The 25,622-nt window shown below is 70.2% G+C and carries 24 protein-coding genes; 10 read left to right on the forward strand and 14 right to left on the reverse strand.

All coding sequences use genetic code 11. The annotated features are described in order from the left end of the window. Positions 1-2: 2 nt before the first annotated feature. Positions 3-1,013, reverse strand: coding sequence for an asparaginase (locus AB0H88_RS05070; RefSeq protein ID WP_357641395.1), 1,011 nt, complete (start codon positions 1,011-1,013; stop codon positions 3-5). 160 nt (positions 1,014-1,173) lie between these two features. Here AB0H88_RS05070 and AB0H88_RS05075 point away from each other — a divergent pair, with 160 nt between their 5' ends. Together AB0H88_RS05075 and AB0H88_RS05080 are read left to right on the forward strand one after the other, a co-directional pair. Further along, positions 1,174-2,238, forward strand: a complete 1,065-nt coding sequence (locus AB0H88_RS05075; RefSeq protein WP_357641397.1) for a substrate-binding domain-containing protein — start codon at positions 1,174-1,176, stop codon at positions 2,236-2,238. 59 nt (positions 2,239-2,297) lie between these two features. Beyond that, positions 2,298-2,750, forward strand: coding sequence for a VOC family protein (locus tag AB0H88_RS05080; protein WP_357641399.1), 453 nt, complete (start codon positions 2,298-2,300; stop codon positions 2,748-2,750). A gap of 77 nt (positions 2,751-2,827) precedes the next feature. On the opposite strand, the gene AB0H88_RS05085 is transcribed toward AB0H88_RS05080, so the two are convergent. Genes AB0H88_RS05085 through AB0H88_RS05110 form a run of 6 tightly spaced genes read right to left on the reverse strand, consistent with a single transcriptional unit; the run spans position 2,828 to position 7,473 of the window. Continuing rightward, entirely contained in the window at positions 2,828-3,064 is a 237-nt protein-coding gene (locus AB0H88_RS05085; RefSeq protein ID WP_357641401.1) for a hypothetical protein, read from the reverse strand. Positions 3,065-3,094: 30 nt separating this feature from the next. Next, positions 3,095-3,859, reverse strand: a complete 765-nt coding sequence (locus tag AB0H88_RS05090; RefSeq protein WP_357641403.1) for an amino acid ABC transporter ATP-binding protein — start codon at positions 3,857-3,859, stop codon at positions 3,095-3,097. Continuing rightward, complete coding sequence (locus tag AB0H88_RS05095) at positions 3,856-4,803, reverse strand: amino acid ABC transporter permease (RefSeq protein WP_357641405.1); 948 nt, start codon at positions 4,801-4,803, stop codon at positions 3,856-3,858. Before AB0H88_RS05095 ends, AB0H88_RS05090 begins: the two co-directional genes overlap by 4 nt. Then, positions 4,800-5,729: an ABC transporter substrate-binding protein gene (locus AB0H88_RS05100; RefSeq protein WP_357641407.1), complete on the reverse strand. Its 930-nt coding sequence runs from the start codon at positions 5,727-5,729 to the stop codon at positions 4,800-4,802. The genes AB0H88_RS05095 and AB0H88_RS05100 overlap by 4 nt, the downstream gene beginning before the upstream one ends. Next, positions 5,729-6,583: a nitrilase-related carbon-nitrogen hydrolase gene (locus tag AB0H88_RS05105; protein WP_357641409.1), complete on the reverse strand. Its 855-nt coding sequence runs from the start codon at positions 6,581-6,583 to the stop codon at positions 5,729-5,731. Before AB0H88_RS05105 ends, AB0H88_RS05100 begins: the two co-directional genes overlap by 1 nt. Then, positions 6,580-7,473 (reverse strand): hypothetical protein, encoded by an 894-nt coding sequence (locus AB0H88_RS05110; protein ID WP_357641411.1) that lies wholly within the window; start codon positions 7,471-7,473, stop codon positions 6,580-6,582. Before AB0H88_RS05110 ends, AB0H88_RS05105 begins: the two co-directional genes overlap by 4 nt. Positions 7,474-7,615: 142 nt before the next feature. Here AB0H88_RS05110 and AB0H88_RS05115 point away from each other — a divergent pair, with 142 nt between their 5' ends. Next, the gene (locus AB0H88_RS05115) at positions 7,616-8,980 is read left to right on the forward strand and encodes an aminotransferase class I/II-fold pyridoxal phosphate-dependent enzyme (protein WP_357641413.1); all 1,365 of its coding nucleotides are present in this window, start codon (positions 7,616-7,618) and stop codon (positions 8,978-8,980) included. 78 nt (positions 8,981-9,058) lie between these two features. Here AB0H88_RS05115 and pip read toward each other — a convergent pair whose 3' ends face one another. Genes pip through AB0H88_RS05130 form a run of 3 tightly spaced genes read right to left on the reverse strand, consistent with a single transcriptional unit; the run spans position 9,059 to position 11,586 of the window. Further along, complete coding sequence (gene pip / locus AB0H88_RS05120; RefSeq protein ID WP_357641414.1) at positions 9,059-10,006, reverse strand: prolyl aminopeptidase; 948 nt, start codon at positions 10,004-10,006, stop codon at positions 9,059-9,061. A 9-nt stretch (positions 10,007-10,015) separates the two neighbouring features. Further along, on the reverse strand, positions 10,016-10,897 hold the full coding sequence (locus AB0H88_RS05125; protein ID WP_357641416.1) for an amidohydrolase family protein: 882 nt from the start codon (positions 10,895-10,897) through the stop codon (positions 10,016-10,018). Further along, positions 10,894-11,586: a FadR/GntR family transcriptional regulator gene (locus AB0H88_RS05130; protein ID WP_357641418.1), complete on the reverse strand. Its 693-nt coding sequence runs from the start codon at positions 11,584-11,586 to the stop codon at positions 10,894-10,896. Before AB0H88_RS05130 ends, AB0H88_RS05125 begins: the two co-directional genes overlap by 4 nt. 193 nt (positions 11,587-11,779) lie before the next feature. On the opposite strand from AB0H88_RS05130, the gene AB0H88_RS05135 reads away from it, so the two are divergent. After that, a complete protein-coding gene (locus AB0H88_RS05135) occupies positions 11,780-14,200 on the forward strand; it encodes a glycoside hydrolase family 95 protein (RefSeq protein WP_357641420.1) in 2,421 nt (806 codons plus the stop codon). On the opposite strand, the gene AB0H88_RS05140 is transcribed toward AB0H88_RS05135, so the two are convergent. Further along, positions 14,176-15,297, reverse strand: coding sequence for an FCD domain-containing protein (locus tag AB0H88_RS05140; RefSeq protein ID WP_357641422.1), 1,122 nt, complete (start codon positions 15,295-15,297; stop codon positions 14,176-14,178). The genes AB0H88_RS05135 and AB0H88_RS05140 overlap by 25 nt on opposite strands. 142 nt (positions 15,298-15,439) lie before the next feature. Here AB0H88_RS05140 and AB0H88_RS05145 point away from each other — a divergent pair, with 142 nt between their 5' ends. The 6 genes from AB0H88_RS05145 to AB0H88_RS05170 all read left to right on the forward strand — a co-directional run bounded on the left by AB0H88_RS05145 (position 15,440) and on the right by AB0H88_RS05170 (position 23,028). After that, positions 15,440-16,711, forward strand: a complete 1,272-nt coding sequence (locus tag AB0H88_RS05145; RefSeq protein ID WP_357641424.1) for an extracellular solute-binding protein — start codon at positions 15,440-15,442, stop codon at positions 16,709-16,711. After that, positions 16,708-17,637: a sugar ABC transporter permease gene (locus AB0H88_RS05150; protein ID WP_357641426.1), complete on the forward strand. Its 930-nt coding sequence runs from the start codon at positions 16,708-16,710 to the stop codon at positions 17,635-17,637. Before AB0H88_RS05145 ends, AB0H88_RS05150 begins: the two co-directional genes overlap by 4 nt. A gap of 32 nt (positions 17,638-17,669) precedes the next feature. After that, positions 17,670-18,440 carry a carbohydrate ABC transporter permease gene (locus tag AB0H88_RS05155; RefSeq protein ID WP_357641428.1) on the forward strand — a complete coding sequence of 257 codons (771 nt, stop codon included), beginning with the start codon at positions 17,670-17,672 and terminating at the stop codon, positions 18,438-18,440. 1 nt (position 18,441) lies between these two features. Next, the gene (locus AB0H88_RS05160) at positions 18,442-20,346 is read left to right on the forward strand and encodes a hypothetical protein (RefSeq protein WP_357641430.1); all 1,905 of its coding nucleotides are present in this window, start codon (positions 18,442-18,444) and stop codon (positions 20,344-20,346) included. Between the two features lie 109 nt (positions 20,347-20,455). Then, complete coding sequence (locus AB0H88_RS05165) at positions 20,456-21,223, forward strand: hypothetical protein (RefSeq protein ID WP_357641432.1); 768 nt, start codon at positions 20,456-20,458, stop codon at positions 21,221-21,223. After that, the gene (locus AB0H88_RS05170; protein WP_357641434.1) at positions 21,220-23,028 is read left to right on the forward strand and encodes a right-handed parallel beta-helix repeat-containing protein; all 1,809 of its coding nucleotides are present in this window, start codon (positions 21,220-21,222) and stop codon (positions 23,026-23,028) included. Before AB0H88_RS05165 ends, AB0H88_RS05170 begins: the two co-directional genes overlap by 4 nt. A gap of 92 nt (positions 23,029-23,120) precedes the next feature. Here AB0H88_RS05170 and AB0H88_RS05175 read toward each other — a convergent pair whose 3' ends face one another. Genes AB0H88_RS05175 through AB0H88_RS05185 form a run of 3 tightly spaced genes read right to left on the reverse strand, consistent with a single transcriptional unit; the run spans position 23,121 to position 25,497 of the window. Further along, on the reverse strand, positions 23,121-23,576 hold the full coding sequence (locus AB0H88_RS05175) for a GNAT family N-acetyltransferase (protein ID WP_357641436.1): 456 nt from the start codon (positions 23,574-23,576) through the stop codon (positions 23,121-23,123). A gap of 56 nt (positions 23,577-23,632) precedes the next feature. Beyond that, the gene (locus tag AB0H88_RS05180; protein ID WP_357641438.1) at positions 23,633-24,295 is read right to left on the reverse strand and encodes a response regulator transcription factor; all 663 of its coding nucleotides are present in this window, start codon (positions 24,293-24,295) and stop codon (positions 23,633-23,635) included. After that, on the reverse strand, positions 24,292-25,497 hold the full coding sequence (locus AB0H88_RS05185) for a histidine kinase (protein ID WP_357641440.1): 1,206 nt from the start codon (positions 25,495-25,497) through the stop codon (positions 24,292-24,294). Before AB0H88_RS05185 ends, AB0H88_RS05180 begins: the two co-directional genes overlap by 4 nt. Positions 25,498-25,622 lie beyond the last annotated feature (125 nt).

Here is a 25,622-nt window from a genome sequence, read left to right on the forward strand (position 1 = left end):
GGTCACTTCGTCCTTTCGATCGGAGCGGAATTCCCGGTCCGCGCGCGGAGCTCCGCGCGCACCCGGACCGGGTCGCGATGGCTGCCGAGGAGCGCGCTCAGCAGGACGCGCGCCTGCGGCGAGCGCAGGATTCCGGTGGGGATGGCGCCGGCCTCGACGAGATCCGCGCCACCGCCGTTGCCGTACAGCGCGGCGACGGGCCCGGCATCGACCCGGGTGGACAGGGCGACGACGACGCCGGCCTCGGTGATCCGGGCCACCTCGTCCCTGATCCGGGGGTTGGCGTTGCCGGCGCCCAGCGCCTGGAGGACGACCCCGGTGGCGCCCGCGTCGACCACCGCGCGCAGCGCGGCGGTGTCGCAGCCCGGATAGAGGGCCACGATGTCGGTACGGACTCCGTCGAGGTCGAAGGTGTCGAGGTTCAGTGGCTTGGCCCGCGCGGGCGTCATCACGATGTTCACCTGGCCGTCGCGTACGCGCCCCAAGGGCCCGCTGTCCGGCGCGGAGAACGCCGACGAGGCGAGCGTGTGCGTCTTGCGAGTGCCGGAGGCGGCGAAGATCTGGCCGTCGAAGCCGATCAGCACCCCCAGTCCGCAGGCCCGGCCGCCCGCCGCCACCGCGATCGCGTCGGCGAGGTTGCGCGGGCCGTCGCCGTCCACCGCGTCCGCCGGCAGCTGCGCCCCCGTGAACACGACCGGTCGCGGGTCGTCATGGAACAGATCGACGAGGTAGGCCGTCTCCTCCATGCCGTCGGTCCCGTGGGTGACGACGACGCCGAGCACGGCGGGGTCGGTGAGCGCCTCGCGGGTCCGCAGCGCGACCTCCCGCATGTCCGCGAGCGTGAACAGATAGCTGCCCGCGCACAGCACGTCCCTCCCGACGAGTTCCACTCCGGGGTCGACCGGCAGACGGCCGAGAAGTTCGCCCGCCCGGTCCTGGGCGAGGCCCACCCCCTGCCCGTCCCGGCGGGTCGCGATGGTCCCTCCTGTGGACAGGACGATGACCTTGGACACTCGACGGCCTCCTCCGTTACCCAAACGTTTGCGCCAAACGTTTGGTAGCATCTGACCTGCGCCTACGAGATGTCAAGAACTTCACGTTAAAATCAAGAAAACCCCAGCCGAAAGCCGAGGGACATTGGGTGCGAAGAGGGCGCGGCCGGTTACGCTGCAGATGATCGCCGACCAACTCGGCCTGCACGTCTCCACGGTGTCGCGAGTGCTGCACGCCAAGCCCGGCGAAGGTCTGCGGGCGGCGTCGAGCCCTACCGTGGAACGCGTCCGCAAGCTCGCCGACGAGCTCGGCTACCAGCGCAACCCGCACGCGATGAGCCTGCGCACCCAGCGCAGCAACCTGATCGGCGTGCTGGTCCCCCGGCTGTCCGACGTGGTGCTCGCGACCATCTACGAGGGCATCGAGGAGGCCGCCGCCGCGCAGGGGCTGTCGACGTTCGTCACCAACACGCGCGATCTGCCCGACGTCCAGCGCGCCCGGACGGAGATGGTCCTCGGCCGCCGCGTCGATGGCATGATCTTCGGCGACGCGCACGCGGACACGGGCTTCCTCGACGAGGTCGCCGCCCGCGGCGTCCCGTTCACGCTGGTCAACCGGCGGGCCGGGCGGCACCCGGCGGTGGTCTGCGACGACCGTCTCGGCGGCCGGATGGCCGCGGAGCACCTTCTCGGGCTCGGGCACGAGGATGTGGCGATCGTCGCCGGCGAGCCGTACGCGAGCACCGGCATCGACCGCACCAGCGGCTTCGTCGAGAGATTCCGCGAGGCCGGGCTCCCGATCCCCGAGCACCGGATCGTGCACTCGCGCTTCGACGCGCGCGGCGGCCACGAAGGGGCCGAACGCCTGCTCGCGACGGGCCCGCTCCCGTCAGCGATCTTCGTGGTGAACGACTTCGGCGCCATCGGCACGATCGGCGCGCTGCGCGACCACGGGCTGCGGGTCGGGGCGGACATCGCGGTCGTGGGCTTCAACGACACCCCGCTCGCCGCCGAGCTGCCGGTCCCGCTCACCTCGGTCCGCTCCCCCATGCACGAGATGGGCCGCCGCGGGCTGCACCAGCTCGTACGGGTCCTCGAGGGCGAGCAGGGTGAGACCGAGCTGCTCCGACCGGAGCTCATCATCCGCGCTTCGAGCGACCCGGAGCTCTACGCCGCCCTCAAGCTCAAACGTCTGGCCGGCCTCGGCATTCTCGACGGGACTAGCCCCCCGCCCGGCCGGGTATAACCGCCCTTGCGCGAGAACGGCGCACGACCGATCCGCCGAGGGGACGGCGATGTGAGGGGATGAGCATGGTCGACCGCGAACAGCTGCCCGCGCCCGTCGAGGGGCTCGTGGTCACGCACTTCCTGACCGTCCGGGACGTGGCCCGCTCGCGCGCGTTCTACGCGGACGTCCTGGGCGGCGAGGTCGTCCTTGAAGAGAACCCGGCGATCGTGAAGGTCGCCAACACCTGGATCATCATGAACCCCGGCGGCGGCCCCACCCCGGACAAACCGGACGTCACGCTGCGGGCGCCCGAGCCCGGCGACCCGGTGACCGCGTTCATGAACGTCCGAGTCGCCGACATCGCCGCCTTCCACACGCACGCGACGTCGCTCGGCGCCCGGTTCCTCACCGAGCCGATCGACCGCAAGGCCGAGATCCGCTGCTACATGCGTGACCCGGACGGGCACCTCATCGAGGTCGGCCAGGCCACCGGCATGCTGCACGACGTCTACGCCGACTTGCCCGCCTGACCCCTTCGGCCGGGGAGGTCGCCCGATTCGCCGCCGACGTACCCGCCGCCATGCACCAACGCGGGGATTTGCCGCGCTCAAGGCGTCGCGTCCCGCTCCAACTGGGTGAGCACCTTGTCGGTGATGGCGGCGAGGCTGTCGAGCTCCTCGTCGGAGAGCGAGTCGAAGACGAGTCTGCGCACGGTGCCCACGTGAGCCGGTGCCGCCCGTTCGATGGCCGCACGCCCTGCCGGTGTCAGCACCCCCCCACACCGACGGTTGAAGCCGCTCTCGATGCCGACGAACGCGCTCAGCGCCACGTTCATCAGTAACACGACGACCTCCGATCAGGCCGGGGCCTGACCTCAGAGGACCTTGCTGAGGAAGGCGCGGGTGCGCGGGTTCTGCGGGTTGTCGAGCACCTCGGCGGGCGGCCCCGCCTCCACGATGACCCCGTCGTCCATGAACACCACCCGATCGGCCACCTCGCGGGCGAAGCCCACTTCGTGCGTGACAACGATCATGGTGAGGCCGTCGGTGGCCAGGCCCTTCATGGTGGCCAGCACCTCGCCCACCAGCTCGGGGTCCAGCGCGCTGGTCGGCTCGTCGAAGAGCATCAGCTTGGGCTGCATGGCCAGCGCGCGGGCGATGGCGACCCGCTGTTGCTGGCCGCCGGACAACTGGCGGGGGTAGCTGTTCGTCTTGTCCGCCAGGCCGACCCGCTCCAGCAGGGCCAGAGCCCGCGTACGGGCCTGCGCGCGGGATTCGCCGCGCACGCCGACGGGCGCCTCCATGATGTTCTGCACCACGGTGAAGTGCGGGAACAGGTTGAACTGCTGGAAGACCATGCCGATCTCCCGGCGCTGGCGGGTGATGTCCCGATCGCCCAGGTGGTGCACCCGCCCGCCGGTGGCGCGGAAGCCGATCAGCTCGCCGTCGACGTGGATGGCGCCGCCGTCGATGGTCTCCAGGTGGTTGACGCACCGCAGGAACGTCGACTTACCCGAGCCGGAAGGACCGAGGATGACGACGACCTCCCCCCGCTCGACGCTCAGGTCGATGCCTTTGAGCACCTCCAGGTGGCCGAAGCTCTTGCGTACGGCCCGGGCGTGCACCATGGGCGTGCTCATGATGGCGTCTCCTCGCGGGTCGGGACCGGCGCCGGCTGCCGCCGCCGGAACATCAGGAAGCTCCAGAAGCTCTGGGGAGCGTTCCGCGTGGCGCCGCGCGCGTAGTGGCGCTCGATGAAGGACTGGCCGACGTACAGGATCGACGTGATCACCAGGTACCAGACGCAGGCCACGATCAGCAGCGGGATGGTCTGGAAGGTGCGGTTGTAGATCGCCTGCACGGTGTACAACAGGTCGGCCAGGGCGATGACGCTGACCAGCGAGGTGGCCTTCAGCATGCTGATGACCTGGCTGCCGGTCGGCGGCACGATGAAGCGCATCGCCTGCGGCAGGACGATCCGGCGGAAGGTCCGCCCGCGGCTCATGCCGAGCGCCGACGCGGCCTCGGTCTGGCCGGGGTCGACGGACATCAGGCCGCCTCGGATGATCTCCGCCATGTAGGCGCCCTCGTTGAGCCCGAGCCCGAGGATGGCGGCCAGCAGCGGCGTGATCAGCTTGTTGGTGTCGGCCGTGAGGAACTCCGGGCCGAACGGGATGCCGAATGAGATCTCCGGCATCAGAGCGGACAGGTTGTACCAGAGCACGAGCTGCACCAGCACCGGCGTACCACGGAAGAACCAGACATAGAGCCCGGAGACGATCCGCGCGATCGGGTTCTGGGAGAGCCGCCCCATCGCCACGACCACCCCCAGGATCACGCCGACGGCCATGGCGATCACCGTGAGGTAGAGCGTCGTGATGATGCCCGCCCCGATGACCTGCGCGTTGAAGTAGCGCGCGACCACGTCCCACTTGAAGTTGTGATTGGTGACCAGCAGGTTCACCAGCTGGGCGGCGAGGATCAGCAGGATGATCGAGGCCACCCAGCGCAGCGGGTGCCGCGTCCGCGCCGCCCCCGCGACATCCACTTCAGGGGGCGAGTGCCGCTCGGTGGCGGTCGTCACTGCTTCGCCGCCAGGTTCACGCCGGCCTGCTTCAGCATGTTGCCGCTGGTCCCCCATTTGGTCATGACCTTCTCGTACGTCCCGTCGTCGATCAGCTTCTGGATGCCGTCCTTGATCACATCCCGCAGCGGCGAGTCCTTGGCCACGACGGCGCCCTGGTAGAGGGTGTCGAACCCGTTGGGCTTGCCGGTGGCCGCCAGTTCCAGCTCACCGCCCGACTGCTTTACAAAGTAAGTCAGCGGCGCCTGCGAGGAGAAGAAGGCGTCGGCCCGGTGGGAGCGGACCGCGAGGATCGAGGTGGGCTGGTCCTTGTAGGACTGGACCTCGACCTTCTTCTTACCGTCCTTGACGCAGGTGTCGGACTGCGCCTTGATCACCTTCTCGGCCGACCCGCCGGCCATCACGGAGATCCGCAGCCCGCAGGTGTCGGCGATCGACTGGATCTTGTTCGGGTTGCCCTTCGGCACGGCGAAGACGACGAACTCCTGCACCCAGTCGACGAAGTCGTTGGAGGCCTGGCGGTCGGGGAAGTCGCCCACCGGCCCGAGGGCCAGGTCGTAGCGGCCGGCCGCGATGCCGGTGAGCTGGCTGGGCAGGCCGTCCACGGTCACGTGCTCGATCTTGACGCCGAGCAGGCCGCCCAGCTCCTCGGACAGGTCGGCCGCGACACCGGTCAGCGACTTGCCGTCGGTGCCGGCGATCTCGTACGGCGGGAACGAGCCGTTGTTCACCGAGACCAGCTTGCCCGCGGTCTTCACCTTGTCGGGCAGGCGGTCGAACAGGGCCTGGTCCTTGGCGTGGCTGGCGGCGGCGGGCGCGGAGGGGGTGTCCCCGACGGCGCCCTGGCTCTCGGTCGGGTTGGCGCCGCATCCGGCCAGCAGCAGGGCGCCGGCCATGACGGCACCGGCGGCTTGGGTCTTACGCATTACGCTCCTTGGGCGATCGAGGTCGAGGGACCGGTCGAGGGGGTGGTGGGGAGGGGATTGACAGTGAAGCGCCGGTTGGCAAGGACGGGCAGGCTCTCGCGGGCCCGGTCGAGCTCTTCGGCCGAGGCTTCGGACCAGAGCAGACCGGGCGTGTCGCCGCCGAGCCGGGCGCGGGTGATGCCGAGCGGATCGACGAACATGCTGTTGCCGATGTTGCGCCGGCCGCACTCGCCGGACGCGGCCACGTAGTAGGTGTTCTCCAGGGCGCGGGCGGTGACCATGACCTCCCAGTGCCACTCCTTGGCGGGGCCCCGTACCCAGGCCGCGGGCAGCGCGACGACCTGCGCGCCCTGGTCGGCCAGGAGCCGGGCCAGCTCGGGGAACCGGACGTCGTAGCAGGTCATCAGCCCGATCTTCCAGCCCGCGCAGTCGAAGACGACGGGGCTGTCCGAGCTGGCCACCACGTTGTTCGACTCGCGCCGGCCGAAGGCGTCGTACAGGTGCAGCTTGCGGTAGATGGTGATGATCTCGCCGTCGCGCAGCGCGACCAGCGTGTTGATCACCCGGCCGTCCTCGGCGGGCTGGTGCATGCCGACGATCACCGTGGTGCTCGTCCCACGGGTGCGCTCGACCAGCCCGGTGACGAACGGCCCGTCGAGCGGCTGGGCCGCCTGCCGAATCCGTACCGGATCGTCGACGAACAGGGCCATCGCCCCTTCCGGGAGCACCAGCAGGTCCGCGTTCCCGGCGACGGCCTCGTCGAAGAGGTCGCCGCAGGTCTTCAGGTTGGCCGCCCAGTCCTCGGCTGAGGCGAACTGGCCGACCGCCACACGCAGGTTGTTCAGGTTGCTCATCGGGTGAAGACCTCCTGGGGGTCGATGGGGGCGGGGGCGATCCCCTGGGCGTGCAGTTCGGTGCAGAAGGCCGCGGTCATGGCGGCGTTGGCGGCGGTGCCGTACGGCATCCAGTCCGCGCCGAAGACCTCCTGGGTCCTGCTCAGATCGGCGAGCAGCCACGGGGTGGTGTCGGTCAGCAGCCGCCGCCGCGCCAGCCAGTGCCGCTTGGAGCGCTCGAAGAGCTCCTGTACGGCCTGCGGCAGGAAGGGGTGGCGCTCCACGACCTCGCGCTTGAGCGTCACCAGGTGGATGCCGGGGACGAAGCCGTTCTGGCGGTAGTAGTCGAGCTCGGCCGCCGGGTGGTCGGGCAGGAGATGACGGAAGCGGCTCTCGGGGGCGAAGAAGCCCTCGGGCATGAACGGGGTCATGATCGCGTCGAGCTGCCCGGCGTCGAGTTGCTCGGCGAGTGAGCCGTCGGTCACGCTGACGTTGTCCGGCAGCTTCGCCGTGCCGACGCGGTCCTTGCCCGGCTCGGGCGCGTCCACGGCGCCGATCGTCCACTGGATCCCGCTGAGATCGACTCCGGCCGCCCGCAGGAGCGCCCGCGTCCAGGTGTTGCCCGAGTCCGGCCAGCCGGTCAGGCCGATCCGGGCGCCCTTCAGCTCGGCGAACTCGCGCAGCTCGCTGTCGCGGCGCACCAGCACGCACCGCTGCCGGAAGCCGCGCATCACGAAGACGGGCAGTCCCACCAGGCGGTCGTCACCCTTGGCCCGGCCCAGGACGTACCTGCTGAAGGAGGTCTCCCCGCCGTCCAGCTCGGGCTCGCTCAGCACGTCCGGCGTGATCGCCCGGGAATCGAGATCCAGGTCGAACGCCTCGGACGCCAGCGTCCCGGTCGCCACGGGCACGAGGTGATCCCAGTCCCGGAGACCAAGCCGAATGCGAGGTTTCGTCACAAAAACTCCCCTTAGTGATGTATTGGGCTGTACCTTATGTTCAGCGAAATCCGCTACACAAGCTGCTCTTTGTTCCTGAACAAAGCTTTGTCAGATGGGAGTTCTCGTGGAGGTCGATCCCGCCTGGCTGGGGCAGCAGGTTCGCGAGCCGAGCGCGCGCGGCATCGCCACCTCTCTCATCGACCTGATCCGGCAGGGCACGCTGCGACCCGGCGCACGGCTGCCCACCGTGCGGAATCTGGCCCGCGCGCTGGGCGTCAGCCCGAGCACGATCGCCGAAGCCTGGTCGGAGCTGCGGAAACACCGGATGATCGGGACGGAGGGCCGCCGGGGAACCGTGGTGCTCGGACCTCCTGGCGTGCCGCACCCGGCGCGCTACGAGCGGATCGGCGACTTCGGCAGCAGGCTGGCGATCGACCTCGCCATCGCGGCGCCGGACCGGGCGCTGCTCCCGCCCCTCGACGCCGCACTCGCCACGGCCACCTCCGGCGACGGGTTCAACGGCTACGTCCGCGAGACGATCACCCCGCGCCTGAGGGCCGCGGTCGAGCCCACCTGGCCGTTCCCGGCGCAGAGCTGGCTGACGCTCGGCGGCGGGTACGAGGGGGTCCAGTTGCTCTGTCAGACCACCGCGCTGCCCGGCGACCGCGTCGCCATCGAGGAGCCCACCGCGGCCAGGCTGCTCGACATCCTGGAGATGATCGGCGTCGAGGTGGTCCCCGTCGCCTGTGACGAGGACGGGCCCATCCCGGCCGCGCTCGCCGAAAGCCTGCGCTCCAGCCCGGTGGCGTTCGTGTACCAGCCGCGCGGTCACTCGCCGTGCGGTTACGCCGTGCCCGAGAGCCGCTCCGCCGAGCTGGCCCGGCTTCTCGAGCCCACGAACACCCTCGTCGTCGAGGACGACGGGATCGGCGACCTGTCCACCGAGCCTCTCAGCAGCATCGGCACGCGGCTGCCCGGCCGGACGGTGCTCGTGCGCTCGTACTCCAAGTCACACGGGCCGGACCTGCGCCTCGCGATCATCGGCGGGGCGGCGGAGGCCGTGGAGCGGGTACGCGTGCTGCGTAGCTACGGCACCGGCTGGACCAGCAGGATCCTCCAGGACACCCTGGCCCACCTGCTCACCGACCCCGCCACGCAGTCGATCGTGGAGACGGCCCGGACCGCCTATGCCCGGCGCCGGGCGAGCCTGGCCACCCTGCTGTCGGCTCGGGGCGTGCACACCGGGGGCCGGGACAGTCTCGTGCTGTGGGTGCCCGTCCACGACGAGTCGGAGGCCCTGGTCACGCTGGCCGCCCACGGCATCTCGGCGGCGCCCGGCAGCCGGTATCGGATCCGGCCTGGCCGGCCGCACCTGCGGCTGGCCATCGCCGCCCTCACCGAGGAGCCCGCTGAGCTGGGTGAACTCGCCGATGTGATCGCCTTGGCCGCCAAGCGACCGGGGGCCGACCGTCACTAGGGCGGTGGGGGCTGTGACGGTCCGTTGTGGCTGAGGACCCTAGGTAGGGACCCCTTTCGGGGGAAAGGACGAAGAGGGTCAGGTCGCGAAGCCGTCCAGGGCGGCCATGACCTGCTCGCGCATGGTGCCGCTGCCGGTGTGGCCCGAGTCGTCCACCACGACCAGTCGCGCGTCGGGCCAGCGCTGGGCCAGGTCCCAGGAGGTCTCCAGCGGTGAGCCCAGGTCGAAGCGGCCATGGATGAGCACGCCGGGGATGCCGGCCAGCTTGTCCGCCTCGCGCAGCAGGATGCCCTCCTCCAGCCAGGCGGCGTTGGAGAAGTAGTGGGCGCAGATCCGTACGAAGGCCAGGAGAGCCAGGGGCGGCCGGTCGCTGTAGGCGTTCGGCTTGCCGTTGACCTCCATGGAGATCACCGTGTCCTCCCAGGTCACCCAGTCGTGGGCGGCCTTGGCGCGGACGGCGGGGTCAGGATCGGACATGAGCCGTGCGTAGGCGGCCAGCACGTCGCCGTCGCGGTCGGACTCCGGGACGCCCTCGCGGAAGCGCTGCCGCTGCTCGGGGAAGTAGCGGCCGACGCCGTTGTAGAGCCAGTCGGTCTCGGAGCGGCGGGTCATGGTGACGCCGCAGATCACCATCTCCGACACCCGCGCGGGGTGCGTCTCGGCGTAGGCGAGCATGAGCGTGGACCCCCACGAACCGCCGTAGAGCAGCCATCGGTCGACGCCGAGGTGCTCCCGCAGCCGTTCCATGTCGGCGATCAGGTGGTGGGTGGTGTTGGTGGACAGATCGGTGGCCGGATCACTGGCGTGGGGCAGGCTCCGGCCGCAGTTGCGCTGGTCGAACAGGATGATGCGGTAACGCTCGGGATCGAACCCGCGCCGCTGACCCGGCGTGCAGCCCGAACCGGGGCCGCCGTGGACGACGAGCGCGGGCTTGCCCTGGGGGTTTCCGCAGACTTCCCAGTAGACGAGATGGCCGTCGCCGGTGTCGAGATGCCCATGGTCGTAGGGCTCGATCGGAGGATACATAGATCAAAATTAACAGCGTGGTACGGCTGGCGCCCGGTGCCGGCGGTCACCGAGCCGGTACGCCCGGCGGGCCGTACCGCCGAAGACGTCCGCGCGCTCCCCCGCCGACAGCCCCGCGCACAGCTCCTCGGCCACCGACACGACCCGCTGGTAATCGGCCGCGAGCAGGCAGACCGGCCAGTCCGACCCGAACATCACCCGCTCCGGCCCGAACGCCGCCAGCACGGTCTCGGCGTACGGCCGCAGGTCGGCGACCCGCCAGGACGCCCAGTCGGCCTCGGTCACCATCCCGGACAGCTTGCAGTACACGTTCGGGTATGCGGCCAGCTCCCGGATCCGGCTCGCCCACGGTTCGAGCCGCCCCGAGGCGATGGGCGGCTTGGACAGGTGATCGAGCACGAACGTCAGCTCGGGCAGCGCGGCCACCGTCTCGATGGCCGCGGGCAGCTGGTGCGGCAGCGTGAGCAGGTCGTAGGCCAGACCCGCCGATGCCACGGCGGCCAGCCCGCGGCGGACGTCCGGGCGGGTGAGCCAGCCGGGGTCGGGCTCGGCCTGCACGCCGTGGCGGATCGCCACCAGCCCGCCGGGCAGGCCGGCCAGCGTCTCGGCGACGGCGGGCGCGGTGAGATCGACCCAGCCCACGACCCCCGCCACCAGCTCGGACTCCCCGGCCAAGGCCAGGAACTCCACGGTCTCCGCCAGGTCGGGCAGCACCTGCACCAGCACGGTCGCGCTCACTCCCGCCGCGGCCGCGTGCTCGGCGAGCCGGTCGAGGGTGAACGTGCGGCGGATCGGCGCCAGCTTCTCGGCATCCAGCCAGCCGTGGGCCCGGCCACCGAGGTCCCAGACATGGTGGTGCGCGTCTATCCCAGGCGTGTCCATGCCGGTCATCGCGGCGACTCGGCGGCGAGGACGAGGCGGAACCAGCTCTCGGTCGTGCTGACGTGCATCAGCGCCGCGGCCTGGGCCAGCGGCGCGTCCCGCGCGGCGAGGGCGTCGTAGATCGCCTGATGCTCGGCCAGCGTACGGTCCGCGCTGCCCGCCACCACGCTCCCGCGCCACACCCGCATCCGCGTCGTCCGGCCGGAGATGCCGTCGAGCAGCGTGCACAGCGTCTCGTTGCCGGTCGCGGCCACGACCGCGCGGTGGAAGGCGGCGTCGAAGTGGTTGAGCTTCTCCACGTCGTCACTGACCTCCCGCATCGCCGCCAGCTGCTCGCCGATGACCGCCAGCTGGGCGTCGGACACCCGGGTGGCGGCCAGTGCGGTGGCGACCGGCTCGAACAGGCGCCGGGTCTCGATGACCTCCATGAGCGTGTCGTCACGCAGCAGCTCGATGGCGATCCCGAGCCCTTCGAGCAGGAGCGCCGGCTCCAGGCTGGTGACGTACGTGCCGTCGCCCCTGCGCACGTCGAGGACGCGCGCGACGACCAGCGCCTTGACGGCCTCGCGCAGCGGGTTGCGCGAGACGCCGAGCTGGGCGGCGAGCTGCGGTTCTGGCGGCAGCCGCGAGCCGGGCGGCAGGTCTCCGGACAGGATGAGCTGCCGGATCCGGGCGATGGCCTCGTCTGTCAGGGACATCTGATCCTCTCGTTCGCCAGCTGGAATCTAACAAACATCCCATGTTCTGGCCAGACCCATACGCCGGACGTGGGGAACTAGACAGCGGACGGTAATCGAGCGTACTAATACATCCCACGTCCGCCTTGGCCCATCCGCGTTAACCACCGCGAAACGAACCTCCGCGAAGAACCTCCGCGAAACCAGAGGAGTAATGGTGACCCACGGCTACACACGCAGGGGCGTGCTCACGACCGGGCTGGGAGCCGCCGCCGGTTCCCTGATCACGAGCGGCCTCGCCGCAGGACCCGCGCTGGCCGAGCCGTCCGCGCGGGACAACCCTCTCACTCTGTGGTACGGCCGGCCCGCCGCCGCCTGGCTGGAGGCATTACCGGTCGGCTGCGGACGGCTCGGCGCCATGGTCTTCGGCGGCGTGGCGACCGAACGCCTCCAGCTCAACGAGGACAGCATCTGGGCCGGCGGCCCGCACAATTACGACAGCCCCGAGGCGCTGGCCGCCCTCCCGCAGATCAGGCAGCTGGTCTGGGAGGACAAGTGGCAGGCGGCGCAGAACCTGGCCGACCAGAAGTTCCTCGGCAGACCCAGCGAGCAGGCCCCCTACCAGGTGCTCGGCGACCTCACGCTGACGTTCCCGGGGTCCGCGCAATTCACCGAATACCGTCGCGAGCTCGACCTGACCCGCGCCGTCACCACGGTGACCTACCTGCGCGACGGCGTCCGCCACACGCGTGAGGTCTTCGCCAGCAACCCCGACCAGCTCATCGTCGTCCGTCACACGGCCGACAAAGCGGGCGCGGTGACGTTCCAGGCGGCCTTCTCCAGCGCGCAGAGCTCCACCACGGCCGCGGCCGGCCGGGCCACGATCGCGCTCGACGGAGTCAGCGGCGACACCCAGGGCATGAAGGGCGAGGTGCGCTTCCAGGCCCTGGCCAAGGCCGAGGCGAAGGGCGGCACGGTCCGTACCGACGGCGGCACGCTGGTGGTGGAGGGCGCCGACGAGGTCACGTTGCTGATCTCCATGGGCTCCAGCTACCGCAACTTCAAGGACGTCGGCGGCGACCCCGCCCAGGTGGCGGAGCGGCATCTGCGGCGGGCGAGCGAACGGCCGTACGAGGTGCTGGCGCATCGGCACATACAGGACTATCAGCGGTTGTTCGGGCGGGTGGCGATCGACCTGGGCACCTCGGAGGCCGTCGCGCTGCCGACCGACGAGCGCATCGCGCGCAAGCAGCTCGACACCGACCCGCAGCTCGCGGCGCTGTACTTCCAGTACGGCCGCTACCTGCTGATCTCCAGCTCCCGCTCCCCCGGCTATGCCGCCAACCTGCAAGGCATCTGGAACGACTCGCTCACCCCCGCGTGGGAGTCGAAGTACACCATCAACATCAACTGCGAGATGAACTACTGGCCGGCCGCGCCGGCCAACCTCACCGAGTGCATGGAGCCGCTGTTCGACCTGATCAAGGACCTGGCCGAGTCGGGGGCCAGGACCGCCAAGACGCAGTACGGCGCCGGCGGCTGGGTGGCCCACCACAACACCGACGGCTGGCGCGGCACCGCGCCCGTCGACTTCGCCTTCTACGGCGTGTGGCCGAGCGGCGGCGCGTGGCTCTGCCTGACGATGTGGGAGCACTATCTCTACACGGGCGACGAGCGGCGGCTGCGCGAGCACTTCCCGCTGATCAAGGGCTCGGTCCAGTTCTTCCTGGACACGCTGCAGACCGACCCCAGGACCGGCTACCTGGTGACCAACCCCTCGCACTCCCCCGAGGTCGGCCACCACGAGGACGGCGGCGAGAACGTCAGCATCTGCGCCGGTCCCACCATGGACATGCAGATCCTGCGGGACCTGTTCGGCGCCTTCGAGGAGGCCTCGACGATCCTGCGGCTGGAGGAGGGGATGCGGGAGCAGGTGAAACAGGCCCGCTCCCGGCTGGTGCCCACCCAGGTGGGTCACCTCGGCCAGATCCAGGAGTGGCAGGAGGACTACCGGGGTGACGCGGCGTTGTCGCGCAGCCGGCACATCTCCCACCTGTGGGGCCTGTTCCCGAGCCACCAGATCGACCCGCGCCTGTCCCCCGAGCTGGCCACGGCCGCCCGCCGGACGCTGGAGCTGCGGGGGGAGGCGGGGGCGGGCTGGTCGCTGGCCTGGAAGATCAACTTCTGGGCTCGGCTGCTGGACGCGCCCGAGGCGTACAAGCGGCTGAGCAACCTGCTGCTGCCCGCCCGGACCGCGCCCAACATGTTCGACCTGCATCCGCCGTTCCAGATCGACGGCAACTTCGGCGGGACCTCGGGGATCACCGAGATGCTGCTGCAGAGCCACGGCGACCAGGTGCACCTGCTGCCGGCGCTGCCCTCGGTCTGGCCGGCCGGGTCGTTCCGCGGGCTGCGGGCCCGGGGCGGCTTCGAGATCGACCTGGAGTGGGCCGGCGGGGCCGTACGGCGCGGGAAGATCCGCTCGGATCTGGGCCGGAAGCTCACGCTGCGCACCGCGAAGGAGATCACGGTGACCGAGCACGGCAGGCCGGTCAAGGCCGAACGGCCGGAGCCGGGGGTGATCGTCTTCGACACCCGGCGCGACGGGGTCTACGAGGTGACCGCGTCCGCCTGAGCGCCTACCTGAGGGTCGGCCTGAAGGTCGGCCTGACCAGGCCGGGTACGGGGCGGAGTGCGGGACGCCTCGCCCCTGGCGTGGGCGGCGAACAGGCGGGCCGCCTCATCCGGGTCGCCTGAGGCCAGCGCCGCCACCAGGTCGTCGTGGTGGCCCGCCATCGCGCCCCAGTCGCCACCGTAGAGCGGGTTGCCTACCACGTGCAGGCTCCACAGGTTGGACTCGATGGTCCGCCACAGTCGCAGCAGGAAGGAGTTGCCGCAGGCGGCGCAGACGCGCCGGTGGAAGGCCAGGTCGGCGTCCCGGAACGCGCCGATGTCGCCGTCGCCCGCCGCCCGCCGCATGGCCTGCACGTCGCCGGCCAGCTGCCGCAGCGTCTCGGGCCGGACGCGGGTGGCGGCCTCGCGGGCGGCGTACTCCTCCAGCAGCACCCGGATGTCGCGGACCTCGCGGGCCTGCTCGTCGGAGATCTCCGCGACATAGCTGCCCCGGTTGGGATAGGAGATGACCAGGCCCTCGTGTGCCAGCCGCTTGATCGCCTCCCTGGCCGGGGCCTGGCTGGTGCCGACCCGGCGGGCGATCTCCGACTCCACCAGCCGCTGCCCCGCCACCAGCTCACCGGCGACGATCCAGCCGCGCAGCAACTCGTAGACCCGGTCCGACAGCAGCTCTCTGGGCACCAGCCGGGCCGCGGGCGGCGCGACCTGCTGCTCCTGCCAGATGCGTGCCACCGTGGACTGCGAGAGGCCGAGCTGCCTGGCCATCGTGCGCGTCGAAGGGACGGCGGGCCCGGTGGCCGCGGCGGCGATCACCCGTTCGGCCTCCTGACGCTCCGCGGTGCGCGGGCGGCCGGGGCGCGGGGCATCCGCCAGGCCGTCGAGGCCCCGTTCGACGAACCGGTCGCGCCACTTGGCCACGGTCGCGGGACTCACCGCCAGCCGCGCCGCGATCTCGTTGCGGGGCAGGCCCTCGGCGCAGGCGAGCACGATGCGGCTGCGTAGGCTCAGGCTTTCGCCGGCCCCCTCCGCCCATGCCCGCAGGGCGGCCAGCTCCTCCGCGCCCAGCACCAGCCGCTTGCCGTCCTCGCGTCCAGCCATCCGCCCATCCTAACGTATTTATGACTCAGGCAATCCGCTCGCAACCTATTTACGTGGCTCTTGACGAGTCTATGTGACCTACGTATTAAATAATCGTTAATCGAGTGACGACCCATTAAAAGGCGTCTCCCCTGGAGGTGCGATGCGCTCCCCACGTCCCATTCACGCCCTGACCGCCATCGGCGGCCTGCTCCTGCTCGCCGGCTGCGGCGGGGGCGGCTTCGCCGGCGGCTCGCAGGCGAAGCAGAGCGAGGGGGGCCAGGTCTCGGTGCGGATGCTGGTCAACATCACCCCGAACCTCACCCAGGCGTACTGGGACGGGCTGGTCAAGCCGTTCGAGCAGGCCAATCCCGGCATCGACGTCAAGATCGAGGCGCCGACCGGCAAGGGCGTGGCCGACACGCTGCCCCAGCAACTCGCCGCGGGCAACGCCCCCGACGTGATCGAGACGTTGACGGCCGACGAGACGCTCTCCAAGCAGATGCTCGACCTGACCGACCAGCCGTGGACGAAGGACACGCCGCTGGTCAAGGAGGCGAGCCTGAACGGCAAGATCTACACGGTCGGCGTCGGCGTGCAGGCGCAGTCGCTGGTCTTCTACAACAAGGCCATGTTCGAGAAGGCCGAGATCGACAAGCCGCCCACCACGCTCGACGAGTTCGACACGGTGATGGGCAAGCTCAAGGCGGCCGGGACGCTGCCGTTGCAGACCGGCGGCGAGTTCCTGACCGGGCTCCAGCTGCTGCAGCTGTCCAGTCCGTCGCGCGCCCAAGCGCACCCCACGTGGCAGCAGGACATCAAGGGCGGCAAGCTCAAGGCGGGCGAGTCGCTGCTGCCGTTCCTGGAGCGCTACCGCACCTGGATCGACAAGGGCTACGTCGACAAGAACGCCCTGGGCATGAAGTACGCCGACGCCGAGACCGCGTTCCTGTCCGGCAAGTCGGCGATGTACGTCATGGGCAGCTGGTTCACCGCCGCCGAGGCCAAGGCCAAGAAGGACTTCGAAGTCGGCGTCTTCCCCGCCCCGGTCGACAAGGGCCTGCGTTACCCGGGCCCCCAGGGCGCCACGATGGCGGCCCCGTACATGATCCTCAAGTCCACGCCGCAGAAGGACGCTGCGGTCAAGCTGGTGCGGTGGCTCGTCACCGACCCGGCTGCGGTCAAGAGCCAGCTCAAGCAGGACGGCAACTTCCGCAACGGTGTGGAGCGCGAGTTCACCCCGCTGGAGAAGCAGGTGCAGCAGATCCTCGACAGCGCCCCCTCCGGGGTCGCGCAGGGTGAGGGGTACGGGGACGCGACCCTGCCCAAGGGCTTCAACGCCGCCTGGAACACCGAGGTCCAGGGCCTGTACGTGGGCAAGTCGCCCAAGGAAGTGGCCGAGGGCGTGGACCGCTGGCTGGCCGGCCGTTCATGACGCTCACCCGGGAAGCGCCCCTCGTCACCACTGCGGTCGTGCGGCGGAAACCCAGGAGAGGCGACGGCTGGGTCACCGCGATCATGGTCGCCCCCGCCACCGTCCTCTACATCGTGATGCTGATCGTCCCGGTCGGCCTGGCCCTCTACCTGAGCCTGACCGACTGGGACGGCTTCAGCGCCGACCCCGCCTTCGTCGGCGCCGCCAACTACGTCAACCTCCTGGACGACCCCGAACTGCGCCGCGCCGCCCTCGTCACCCTGCTGGTCGCGGCGGCGGGCACGGCCGGGCTCAACCTCCTGGGCCTCGGCTTCGCCCTCCTGGTGAACGGCGCCTCCAGGGCGAACACGTTCTTCCGGATCGTGCTGTTCTACCCGCACGTGCTCAGCGCCCTCGTGGTCGGCTTCCTCTGGTCGGCGATCCTCGGCACCACCGGCGCGGTCAACAACCTGGTGACCACCTGGGGCGGCGAGGTGCTGCCGTTCCTGTCCGATCCGACCTGGGCCACGATCACCATGATCGCGGTGCTGGTGTGGGCGGGGTTCGGCGTCAACGTGGTGCTGTACCTTGCCGGGCTGCAGGCCGTACCGCACTCCTTGATCGAGGCGGCGCGCATCGACGGCGCGACCCGCCTTCAGGTGTTCAGGAACGTGACGCTGCCCGCCCTGGGCCCGTCCGTGACGGTCAACATCGTGCTGTCGCTGGTGACGCTGCTCAAGACGTACGACCTGGTGGTGTCGCTGACGGCGGGCGGCCCGGCCGGTCAGACGCAGACCGTCGCCTACCTCATCCTGTGGAACTCCTTCCACGACGCCCGCCTCGGCTTCGGCTCGGCGCAGTCGGTGCTGCTCATGCTGGTGACGGCGGCGCTGGCGTTCGTGGTGACCCGGCTGCGCAGGCGCGGCGAGCTGGCGGTGCACCAGTGAGAAAGCCCTTCCTCTGGGCGACGGTCGCCTTTATGCTCATCCCCCTGTACGTACTGACCGTCAACGCGTTCAAGGGCCAGCAGGACATCCTGGCCAACCCGTTCGGCCTGGGGAGCCTCACGCTGGAGCCCCTGGGCAGGGCGCTGACGAACCCGCAGTTCAACGTGGTCAAGGGGTACGCGGTCACGCTGCTGTTCGTGGTCGCGGTCAACCTGCTCTCGGTGGTGCTGGCCGCGCCCGCGGCCTACGTGATCGCGCGCAGCCCGAAGCGCCGCTTCCGGGCGCTGATGCTGTTCTTCCTGGCCGGGACGTTCATCCCGGGTCAGGTGCTGGTCATCCCGGTGGTCTACGTGCTCAAGACGCTCGGGCTGATGGGGACGATCCGCGGCTTCGTGCTGTTCGAGACCGTGCTGACGCTACCGTTCTCGATCTTCCTGTACGCGGGTTACATCGCCACCGTCCCGGCCGTGCTCGACCAGGCGGCGGCCGTGGACGGAGCCGGACGGCTGCGGACGTTCTGGCAGATCGTCTTCCCCCTCATGCGGCCCGCGGTCGCCACGATGGTCATCCTCAACACCTTCTCGGTGTGGAACGACTTCGTGAACCCGCAGATCATCCTGGGTCCCGGCAGCGGCCTGTACACGGTGACCACCGGCGTCTACGCCGCCGTCAGCCAGTACTCCACCGACTACACGGTGGTCTTCCCGACGCTGCTGCTGGCCATCGCCCCCCTGCTGGTCTTCTTCGTCTTCATGCAACGGCACATCATCAGCGGCCTCACCGCCGGGGCCACGAAAGGTTGACATGCGGGAGATCACCGCGACTGTCCCTCTTGGCGCGCCGCCCGCCTGGGCGGTGCTCGAACGCCGGCTGTTCGACGCCCTCGACGAGGCGTGGCGGGCCTTCGCCGCCCGCTACTGCGGGCCCGACGGGCGGCTCATCTACCACGGCACCACCGAGGACCGGGACGGCGCCGACGACTTTTACGAGGCGTTCTTCAACTGGCCGGCGCTCTACCAGCTCGGCGGCGCCGACGACCTGCTCGACGCGGCCAAGCACCACTGGGAGGGCGTGACCACGCAGCTCACCGAGCTCGGCTACCTGGTGGAGGAGTTCGAGCGCGGCTACGACTGGTTCCACCAGGGCGAGTCACTGCTGCTGTTCTACGGCATCTGCGCCGCCGACCCGCGCGACGAGCGCTTCCGCGCGCGGGCCCGCCGCTTCGCCGAGCTCTACCTGCCCGGCTCGGCCAACTACGACGCCGACCTCGACCTCATCCGCGCCCCGCACAACGGCGCCGCCGGCCCCCGCTACGGCCTGCAGCGGGAGTGGGCCTCCTACCACGCGGGCCTGACCAGCATGCGACCGTACGGCCTGCCGCTGCGCGACCTGCCGGGGATCACGACCTGGGCGGACCTGGCCGACCCCGCCAACGCCGCCCGCATGGGCGCCGCGATGAGCGAGCGGATCGGCCGCGGCGACGTGGCGGTCAACCTGGCCGCCACCAGCCTGGCCGTCAACGCCTGGCTGTACGACGGCGACGACCGCTACCGGGACTGGGCGCTGCGCTACATCGGCGCCTGGCAGGAGCGGGCCACCGCCAACGACGGCGTGCTCCCCGACAATGTCGGCCCGTCGGGCAAGGTCGGCGAGCTGCACGGCGGCCGGTGGTACGGCGGCAACTACGGCTGGCAGTGGCCGCACGGCCTCTACAGCGTGGGCGCCGCCGCGGCCGTCGCCGCGATCAACGCCCACCTGCTGACCGGCGACGACGCCACTCTCGCCATCGGCCGCGACCCCCTGGAGAGCGTGTACGCCCACGCCAGGCAGGCGAGCGTGACCGGCACGGAGATGAGCACCAGCGACCGGTGGCTGGCCGAGCTGGGCGAGGAGGCCGGGCAGCCCACCATGCTGGTGCCCAACCGGCACGACGACGGCGGCTGGTTCGACTTCCAGCCGCCACAGCTCGGCCTGCCCGTCTGGCTGTGGCAGGCGAGCCGGTCCACCGAGGACGCCGACCGGCTGAACCGGCTGCGGGCGGCCTCGGGCTACGACTGGACCACGGTACGGGCCTTCCGCAACAAGGAGGAGGCCGGGCACGAGGCGCCCTGGCTGGAGTACCTGCGCGGCGCCAACCCCGGCTTCCCCGAGGCCATGCTGGCCACCGCGCTCGGCCAGGTGCAGCGGCGGATGGCGCTCATCGACGCCGACCAGGCGGACCTGGCCACCGTCCACGTGCACCATTGGCAGCGGCTCAACCCGGTGCTCACCGAGGCGCTGCTGCAGCTGGTCACGGGCACGCCGCAGGTCCTCTACAACGGCGGGCTGCTGCCGACCCGGCTGGCCTACTTCGACGCCGACCGCCACCGCCCCGGCCTGCCCGCCGACGTGGCCGCGCTGGTCGACTCCGTACGGCCCGACGGCGTCCGCGTCGAGCTGGTGAACCTCGGGCTGAGCCGGACCCGCCGGGTCGTGGTGCAGGCGGGGGCGTTCGGCGAGCACGACATCGACCGGGCGGTGGTGACCGGGGCCGAGCCCGGCTACCCGGGCGATCCGCGCTCCTACACCGCTCCCCCGATCGCTGACGCCGAGCGGGAGGTGGCGGTGGGCGGTCCGCGGCTGCTCGTGGAGCTGCCGCCCGGCCGCCGCATCCGGCTCGATCTGCACACGAGCGCGCGCGTCCGTACCCCGTCGCACCAGCACTACTGACCCGCACCTCGGGCCGCACCGAGCCTGACCCCTACCCCGAGCCGCACCGAGCCTGAGCCCTACCTCGAGCCGCACCGAGCCCTACTACCGAGTCCTACCAAGGAGTTTCATGGACGACCCCATCTGGGACCTTCCCGTTCGCGGGCCGCTGCCCGCCGAACCCGATCCCGCCCTCGTGGCCGGGCTGTCCCGGATCAGCTCGGCCACCGCCTGCGCGAAACTGCACGCCCAGGGCATCCGGCGGACCTTCGTCGAGGGACCGCTTCCGCTGGCGCCGGGACAGAAGATCGCCGGCCGGGTCCGGACGCTGCAGTTCATGCCGCAGCGCGAGGACATCGCTTCGGGCCTCGGCCAGGAGTACGTCGAGCGGCACACCGCGCTGTGGGCGGTCCTGGAGGAGGTGCGGCCTGGCGACGTGCTCGTCGTCCAGGCGTACGGCAGCGCCTACACCGGCTGCTTCGGCGACATGCTGGTGCGCTACTTCAAGGGCAAGGGCGGCGCGGGCATCGTCGTGGACGGCCGCATCAGGGACCTGCCCCGGGTCGCCGAGCTGGACGTACCGATCTGGTCCACGGGCGCCACCCCGCACTACGCCTCGCAGGCGGAGCTGTTCCCGTGGGCCTATGACGTGCCGGTCGCCGTCGGCGGGGCGCTCGCGCTCCCCGGGGACCTGCTCGTCGCCGACGACGACGGCGCCGTGGTGGTGCCGCGCCGCCGGGCCGAGTCGGTGATCGAAGCCGCCGCCGAACACGAGCAGTGGGAGCGCTACAGCCGCGCCCGCATCGAGGACGGCGGCGCCCTGTCGGACTACTACCCCCTAACCCCCCAAACCCGCGCCGAGTACGAGCAGTGGCGGGAAGCAAAGGAGAGCCAGTGATCCTCAGGTCCTTGGGTGCGATCGTTTTACTGCTGGGCGGCCTGACCGCACCGGCGGCGGCGGAGAAGGCCACGTGCGACTACTACGTCTCCCCCACGGGCGGCGACCGGGCCGACGGCAGCGCCCAGCGTCCGTGGAAGTCCATCGAGCAGGCCCGCGACCAGCTGCGGGCCATGAAGAAGCAGCAGAAGTGCGACATCGTGGTCAACGTCAAGACCGGTGACTACGTCGTCGACAAGACGATCACCTTCACCGAGGCCGACTCCGGCGAGAACGGCCACAAGATCACCTACCGCAGCGCCGACGGCCCCGGCAAGGCCAGGCTGCTCGGGGCCAAGCCGCTGACCGGCTGGCAGAAGTACAACGACACCATCTACAAGACCAAGGTCGACCGCAACTTCTACACCCTCTTCGAGGACGGCAAGCGCGCCACCACCGCCCGCTATCCGAACAGGACCAGCGACGACCTGTGGTCGCCGTACCTGTTCTCGGTGACGCCCGAAGCGGAATACCAGGCCGTGCACAACTGGCTCTTCTTCGACCCCAAGGACATCCCGAAGGAGTGGGACGCCGACTTCGACAAGAACGCCCAGATGGTCGTCTGGTCCGGCGGATCGTGGAGCTGGTTCAGCGACACCATCCCGCTCGGCGGGGCCGACTTCCGCAAGAACTTCTTCACGCTGAACAACGACGCCCGCTTCACCCTCGTCAACAGCCGCAGCGGCTCGCGCTACTTCCTGCAGAACACGCTGCGCTTCCTGGACCAGCCGGGCGAGTACTACTTCGACTTCGCCAACAGCGAGGTCTATTACTGGCCGAAGGGCTCGATCGACAAGGTCATGGCGCCCACCGTCAAGACGATCATCTCGCTGGCCGGGTCCTCCCCCGATCGACGGGTCCAGAACCTCGCCTTCGACGGGCTGCAGCTGCAGTACTCCGACTTCGTCGACTGGTACCGCTATGGCTGGAACGCCCCGGGCGACTCCGGCTATGAGCACAAGTACCCGATCTACGACCGGCAGATCGAGATGCCGCGTAACAGGTTCGGCATGATCACCGTGACGAACTCCCGCGACATCGACCTGACCCGACTGCACCTGTCCGACAGCGGGTTCACGGGCGTCTTTCTGCTCTTCGCCAACGAGCGGGTCAAGGTGTCGGACAGCCTGCTGGACAACCTCGGCGGCGACGGCATCAAGGTGGAGGGCGGCTACCCCGGCGAAGGTGACATCTCCGGACATCACACGATCACGAATAACTACATCTCCCATGTCGGCGAGCTGGTCCCCGGCGACGCGGCCGGCATCGAGCTGATGAGCACGGGCAACAACACCGTCAGCAACATCGTGGTCAAGCACAGCGCCCGCTACGGCATCAGCCTGGAGGTCCGCCCCGAGATCAAGAACGCGGACAACTACGCCCGCAACAACAAGTTCTCCTACATCCGCCTGGAGGAGACCGGCCTCGACAGCGGCGACATGGGCGCCTTCTACACCTATGGTGTGCACAACGTCGAACCGCACCCGATCGACAACTACGTCACGCAGATGGTGATCGGCGACGTCATCAACGACCCCGCCGGCCAGATGCCGGACTCCGGCACCCGTGGCGTGCACATGGACGCGGGAGGATGCGGCTTCGCCATCTCCAACGTCGAGGTGGGCAAGGTCAGCGACGACAAGTACCAGGCCTACAAGTGCAACGAGGTCACCAACGCCAACTGGGCGGACGGCTTCGACACCTCGAAGATGGAGTACGACAAGATCGGCGTGACGAGCGCGTTCCCGTACCCGATCCCCAGCTAGACGGCGACCGGTGGAGCCGGCCCCGCGGCGATCGTCGCGGGGCCGGTCCATAGTGTCCGCGACAGCATCGGCGGAGTCATCCGATGGGATTCCTACAGCGCTCTTGTCATGAACGCGCTGTGCGGGTCGGGGCGGTAGTCCGCGAACGGCTCGCAGTAGGCGAACCCGAACTTCTCATACAGCTTCCTGGCCGGTAGGAAGAACTCGTCGGAGCCGGTCTCAAGGCTGAGCCGGGCGAAGCCCATACGTGTGGCCTCGGCGATGATGTGCCCCAGCAGCAGGGAGGCCACCCCGCTGCGCTGGCGCACCGGCCGGGTGCGCATCGACTTCACCTCGGCGTGGTCCGCGTCCAGCCGCTTGATCGCGCCACAGCCGACCAGGGTGTCTCCGTCGACGGCCGTCCAGAAGGTCACCTCGGGCGTGCGGAGCGCGTCGAGGTCGAGGGCGTGCTTGCTCTCCAGAGGCGTGATCGACCGCATCTGCTGGAGATGCTCCTCGAGGAACGCGGCGATCTCCGGACCGGAGAGGTCGTCAACGGCGATCTTCATGGACTCGGTCTCCTTCCCCGTGCCGAGCTCGGTCAAGAGCGGGCTCGTCGAACAGGCTACCGGGATGCTGGTCTGACCAGGCCGCAGTCGTAGGACAGGACGATCACCTGGGCGCGGCTGGTCAGGCCCAGCTTGGCCATCAGGCGGTTGAGGTGGGTCTTGACGGTGCCCTCGCTCACCGACAGCCGCTCGGCGATCTCCTTGTTGGACAGGGCGTGACCCACCAGGCCGAGCACCTCGGTCTCGCGGCTGGTCAGGCGGTCGAGGGCCGGTGGCGGGGTCTCGACGGCCGGCGGCGGGTCGACGAACGCCTCGATCAGCCGCTTGGTGGCGACCGGGGCCAGCAGGATGTCACCGGAGACGATCGTGTGGATGGCGGCGATCAGGCGTTCGGGCGGCGTGTCCTTGAGCAGGAAGCCACTGGCGCCCAGCCGCAGCGCGTTGAAGACGTACTCGTCCAGGTCGAACGTGGTGAGGATGAGCACCTTGGGCGGCGCTCCCTCGGCGGCGGCCAGGATCCGCTCGGTGGCCGTGATGCCGTTGATGCCCGGCATCCGGATGTCCATCAGGATCACCTCGGGCTTGACCGCGGCGGCCAGGCGCACCGCCTCTTCCCCGTCGGCGGCCTCGCCCACCACCTCCAGTCCCGCCGCGCGCAGCAGCGCGCCCAGACCGGCACGAATGAGCACCTGATCGTCGACCACGAGCACTCTGATCATGAGCTCGCTTCTTGAGGCTGATCGTCGGACGGGGACAGCGGGAAGATCGCCAGCACCTCGAATCCGCCCAGCGGCAGCGGCCCTGCGTTGATCGTTCCCTGATAAAGCCTGACACGTTCGGTCATGCCGATCAATCCGTGGCCACGAGAACGGGAGCTCCCGGTGGCCGCGGCGCCGTCGTTGGTCACGCGAAGAGCCAGCGTGGCGGGGCCGTAGGTCACCCGGATCTCCACCCGGGCGCGACCGGCGTGCTTCAGCACGTTGGTCAGGGACTCCTGGACGATGCGGTAGGCGCACATGTCCAGGCCGGGCGGCAGCGGTCTGGCCTCGCCCTCGACGATCACCGTGAGCGGCAGACCGGCCGCGCGGATCCGCTCCGCCAGGGGTTGGAGGCTCTGCAGTCCGGGGGCCGTGGTGTAGAGCCCTTCGTCCTCGTCGTCGGCCTCGATCCGCAGGATCGACAGCAGCCGCCGCATCTCGGCCAGCGCCTCGTGGCTGGTGTCGGCGATGACCCCCAGCGTGGCGTGCGCGGTGGCCGGGTCGGACAGGGCGACGTAGCGGCCGAGCCCCGCCTGTACGGAGATCACCGACATGTGATGGGCGACGACGTCGTGCAGCTCGCGGGCGATCCGTACCCGTTCGTGGGTGACGGCGCGGCTGGCGGCGGCGTCCTGCTCTCGGTGGAGCTGGTCGGCCAGCACGGCGAGTTGCCGGGTACGTTCGGCCAGCAACCGCATGCTCGTACCCGCGCCCACGGCATAGGCCGCCACCAGGAGCGACTGCCCGAACGCCGACCACAGCGCGACGTCGGGCTGGCGGACCGACGCCTGCGTCCACTCCGCCACGACCAGCGCCGCCCCGGCCAGGGTGAACGCCCAGGACCGGTGGGCGGCGACGGTGTAGAGCGTCACCAGCGGCCCCATGCTGTTGAGCCCGAGGTGGTAGCCCAGCATGTGGTAGACCAGCGCCGCCCCGGTGGAGACCACCAGGACGGCGACGGGCGCCCGCCTGCGCAGTGCCACCGGCGCGTTCACCAGCAGAGTCAGGGACAGCGACAGCGTGTCCGGGGGCCGCCCCTTGCCCGGGTCGGACATCTCCCACAGCCAGGTCCCGACGACCAGCGCCAGGGCCAGGGCGCCGTCGAGGAGCAGGGGGTTGACCGCGGACACTCGCCGGACGAGCGATGCGGCGCTGATGGGCATCCGCCACGCTAACTCCGCGACCGCCCGTTACGCATCTACCTGGGGTTTACCTTGGCTGCCGCGGAAGTTGCAGCCCCGCTCGCGCCTGAAACCCCGGCGGGCTCGGGCCGCGGCTCGCGTGCGCG

It is taken from the genome of Nonomuraea sp. NPDC050680 (genome assembly GCF_040654555.1).
Lineage (GTDB): Bacteria > Actinomycetota > Actinomycetes > Streptosporangiales > Streptosporangiaceae > Nonomuraea.

Bases quoted from the DNA above. Each gene is read 5' to 3' on its own strand.
- AB0H88_RS05165 (WP_357641432.1), top strand. From the start codon at position 20,456: ATGGACGACCCCATCTGGGACCTTCCCGTTCGCGGGCCGCTGCCCGCC.
- AB0H88_RS05175 (WP_357641436.1), bottom strand. From the start codon at position 23,576: ATGAAGATCGCCGTTGACGACCTCTCCGGTCCGGAGATCGCCGCGTTC.
- AB0H88_RS05105 (WP_357641409.1), bottom strand. From the start codon at position 6,583: ATGAGCAACCTGAACAACCTGCGTGTGGCGGTCGGCCAGTTCGCCTCA.
- AB0H88_RS05150 (WP_357641426.1), top strand. From the start codon at position 16,708: ATGACGCTCACCCGGGAAGCGCCCCTCGTCACCACTGCGGTCGTGCGG.
- AB0H88_RS05080 (WP_357641399.1), top strand. From the start codon at position 2,298: ATGAGCATGGTCGACCGCGAACAGCTGCCCGCGCCCGTCGAGGGGCTC.
- AB0H88_RS05100 (WP_357641407.1), bottom strand. From the start codon at position 5,729: ATGCGTAAGACCCAAGCCGCCGGTGCCGTCATGGCCGGCGCCCTGCTG.
- AB0H88_RS05160 (WP_357641430.1), top strand. From the start codon at position 18,442: ATGCGGGAGATCACCGCGACTGTCCCTCTTGGCGCGCCGCCCGCCTGG.
- pip (WP_357641414.1), bottom strand. From the start codon at position 10,006: ATGTATCCTCCGATCGAGCCCTACGACCATGGGCATCTCGACACCGGC.
- AB0H88_RS05140 (WP_357641422.1), bottom strand. From the start codon at position 15,297: ATGGCTGGACGCGAGGACGGCAAGCGGCTGGTGCTGGGCGCGGAGGAG.
- AB0H88_RS05115 (WP_357641413.1), top strand. From the start codon at position 7,616: ATGGGAGTTCTCGTGGAGGTCGATCCCGCCTGGCTGGGGCAGCAGGTT.
- AB0H88_RS05185 (WP_357641440.1), bottom strand. From the start codon at position 25,497: ATGCCCATCAGCGCCGCATCGCTCGTCCGGCGAGTGTCCGCGGTCAAC.
- AB0H88_RS05075 (WP_357641397.1), top strand. From the start codon at position 1,174: ATGATCGCCGACCAACTCGGCCTGCACGTCTCCACGGTGTCGCGAGTG.
- AB0H88_RS05090 (WP_357641403.1), bottom strand. From the start codon at position 3,859: ATGAGCACGCCCATGGTGCACGCCCGGGCCGTACGCAAGAGCTTCGGC.
- AB0H88_RS05180 (WP_357641438.1), bottom strand. From the start codon at position 24,295: ATGATCAGAGTGCTCGTGGTCGACGATCAGGTGCTCATTCGTGCCGGT.
- AB0H88_RS05135 (WP_357641420.1), top strand. From the start codon at position 11,780: ATGGTGACCCACGGCTACACACGCAGGGGCGTGCTCACGACCGGGCTG.
- AB0H88_RS05130 (WP_357641418.1), bottom strand. From the start codon at position 11,586: ATGTCCCTGACAGACGAGGCCATCGCCCGGATCCGGCAGCTCATCCTG.
- AB0H88_RS05145 (WP_357641424.1), top strand. From the start codon at position 15,440: ATGCGCTCCCCACGTCCCATTCACGCCCTGACCGCCATCGGCGGCCTG.
- AB0H88_RS05155 (WP_357641428.1), top strand. From the start codon at position 17,670: ATGCTCATCCCCCTGTACGTACTGACCGTCAACGCGTTCAAGGGCCAG.
- AB0H88_RS05125 (WP_357641416.1), bottom strand. From the start codon at position 10,897: ATGACCGGCATGGACACGCCTGGGATAGACGCGCACCACCATGTCTGG.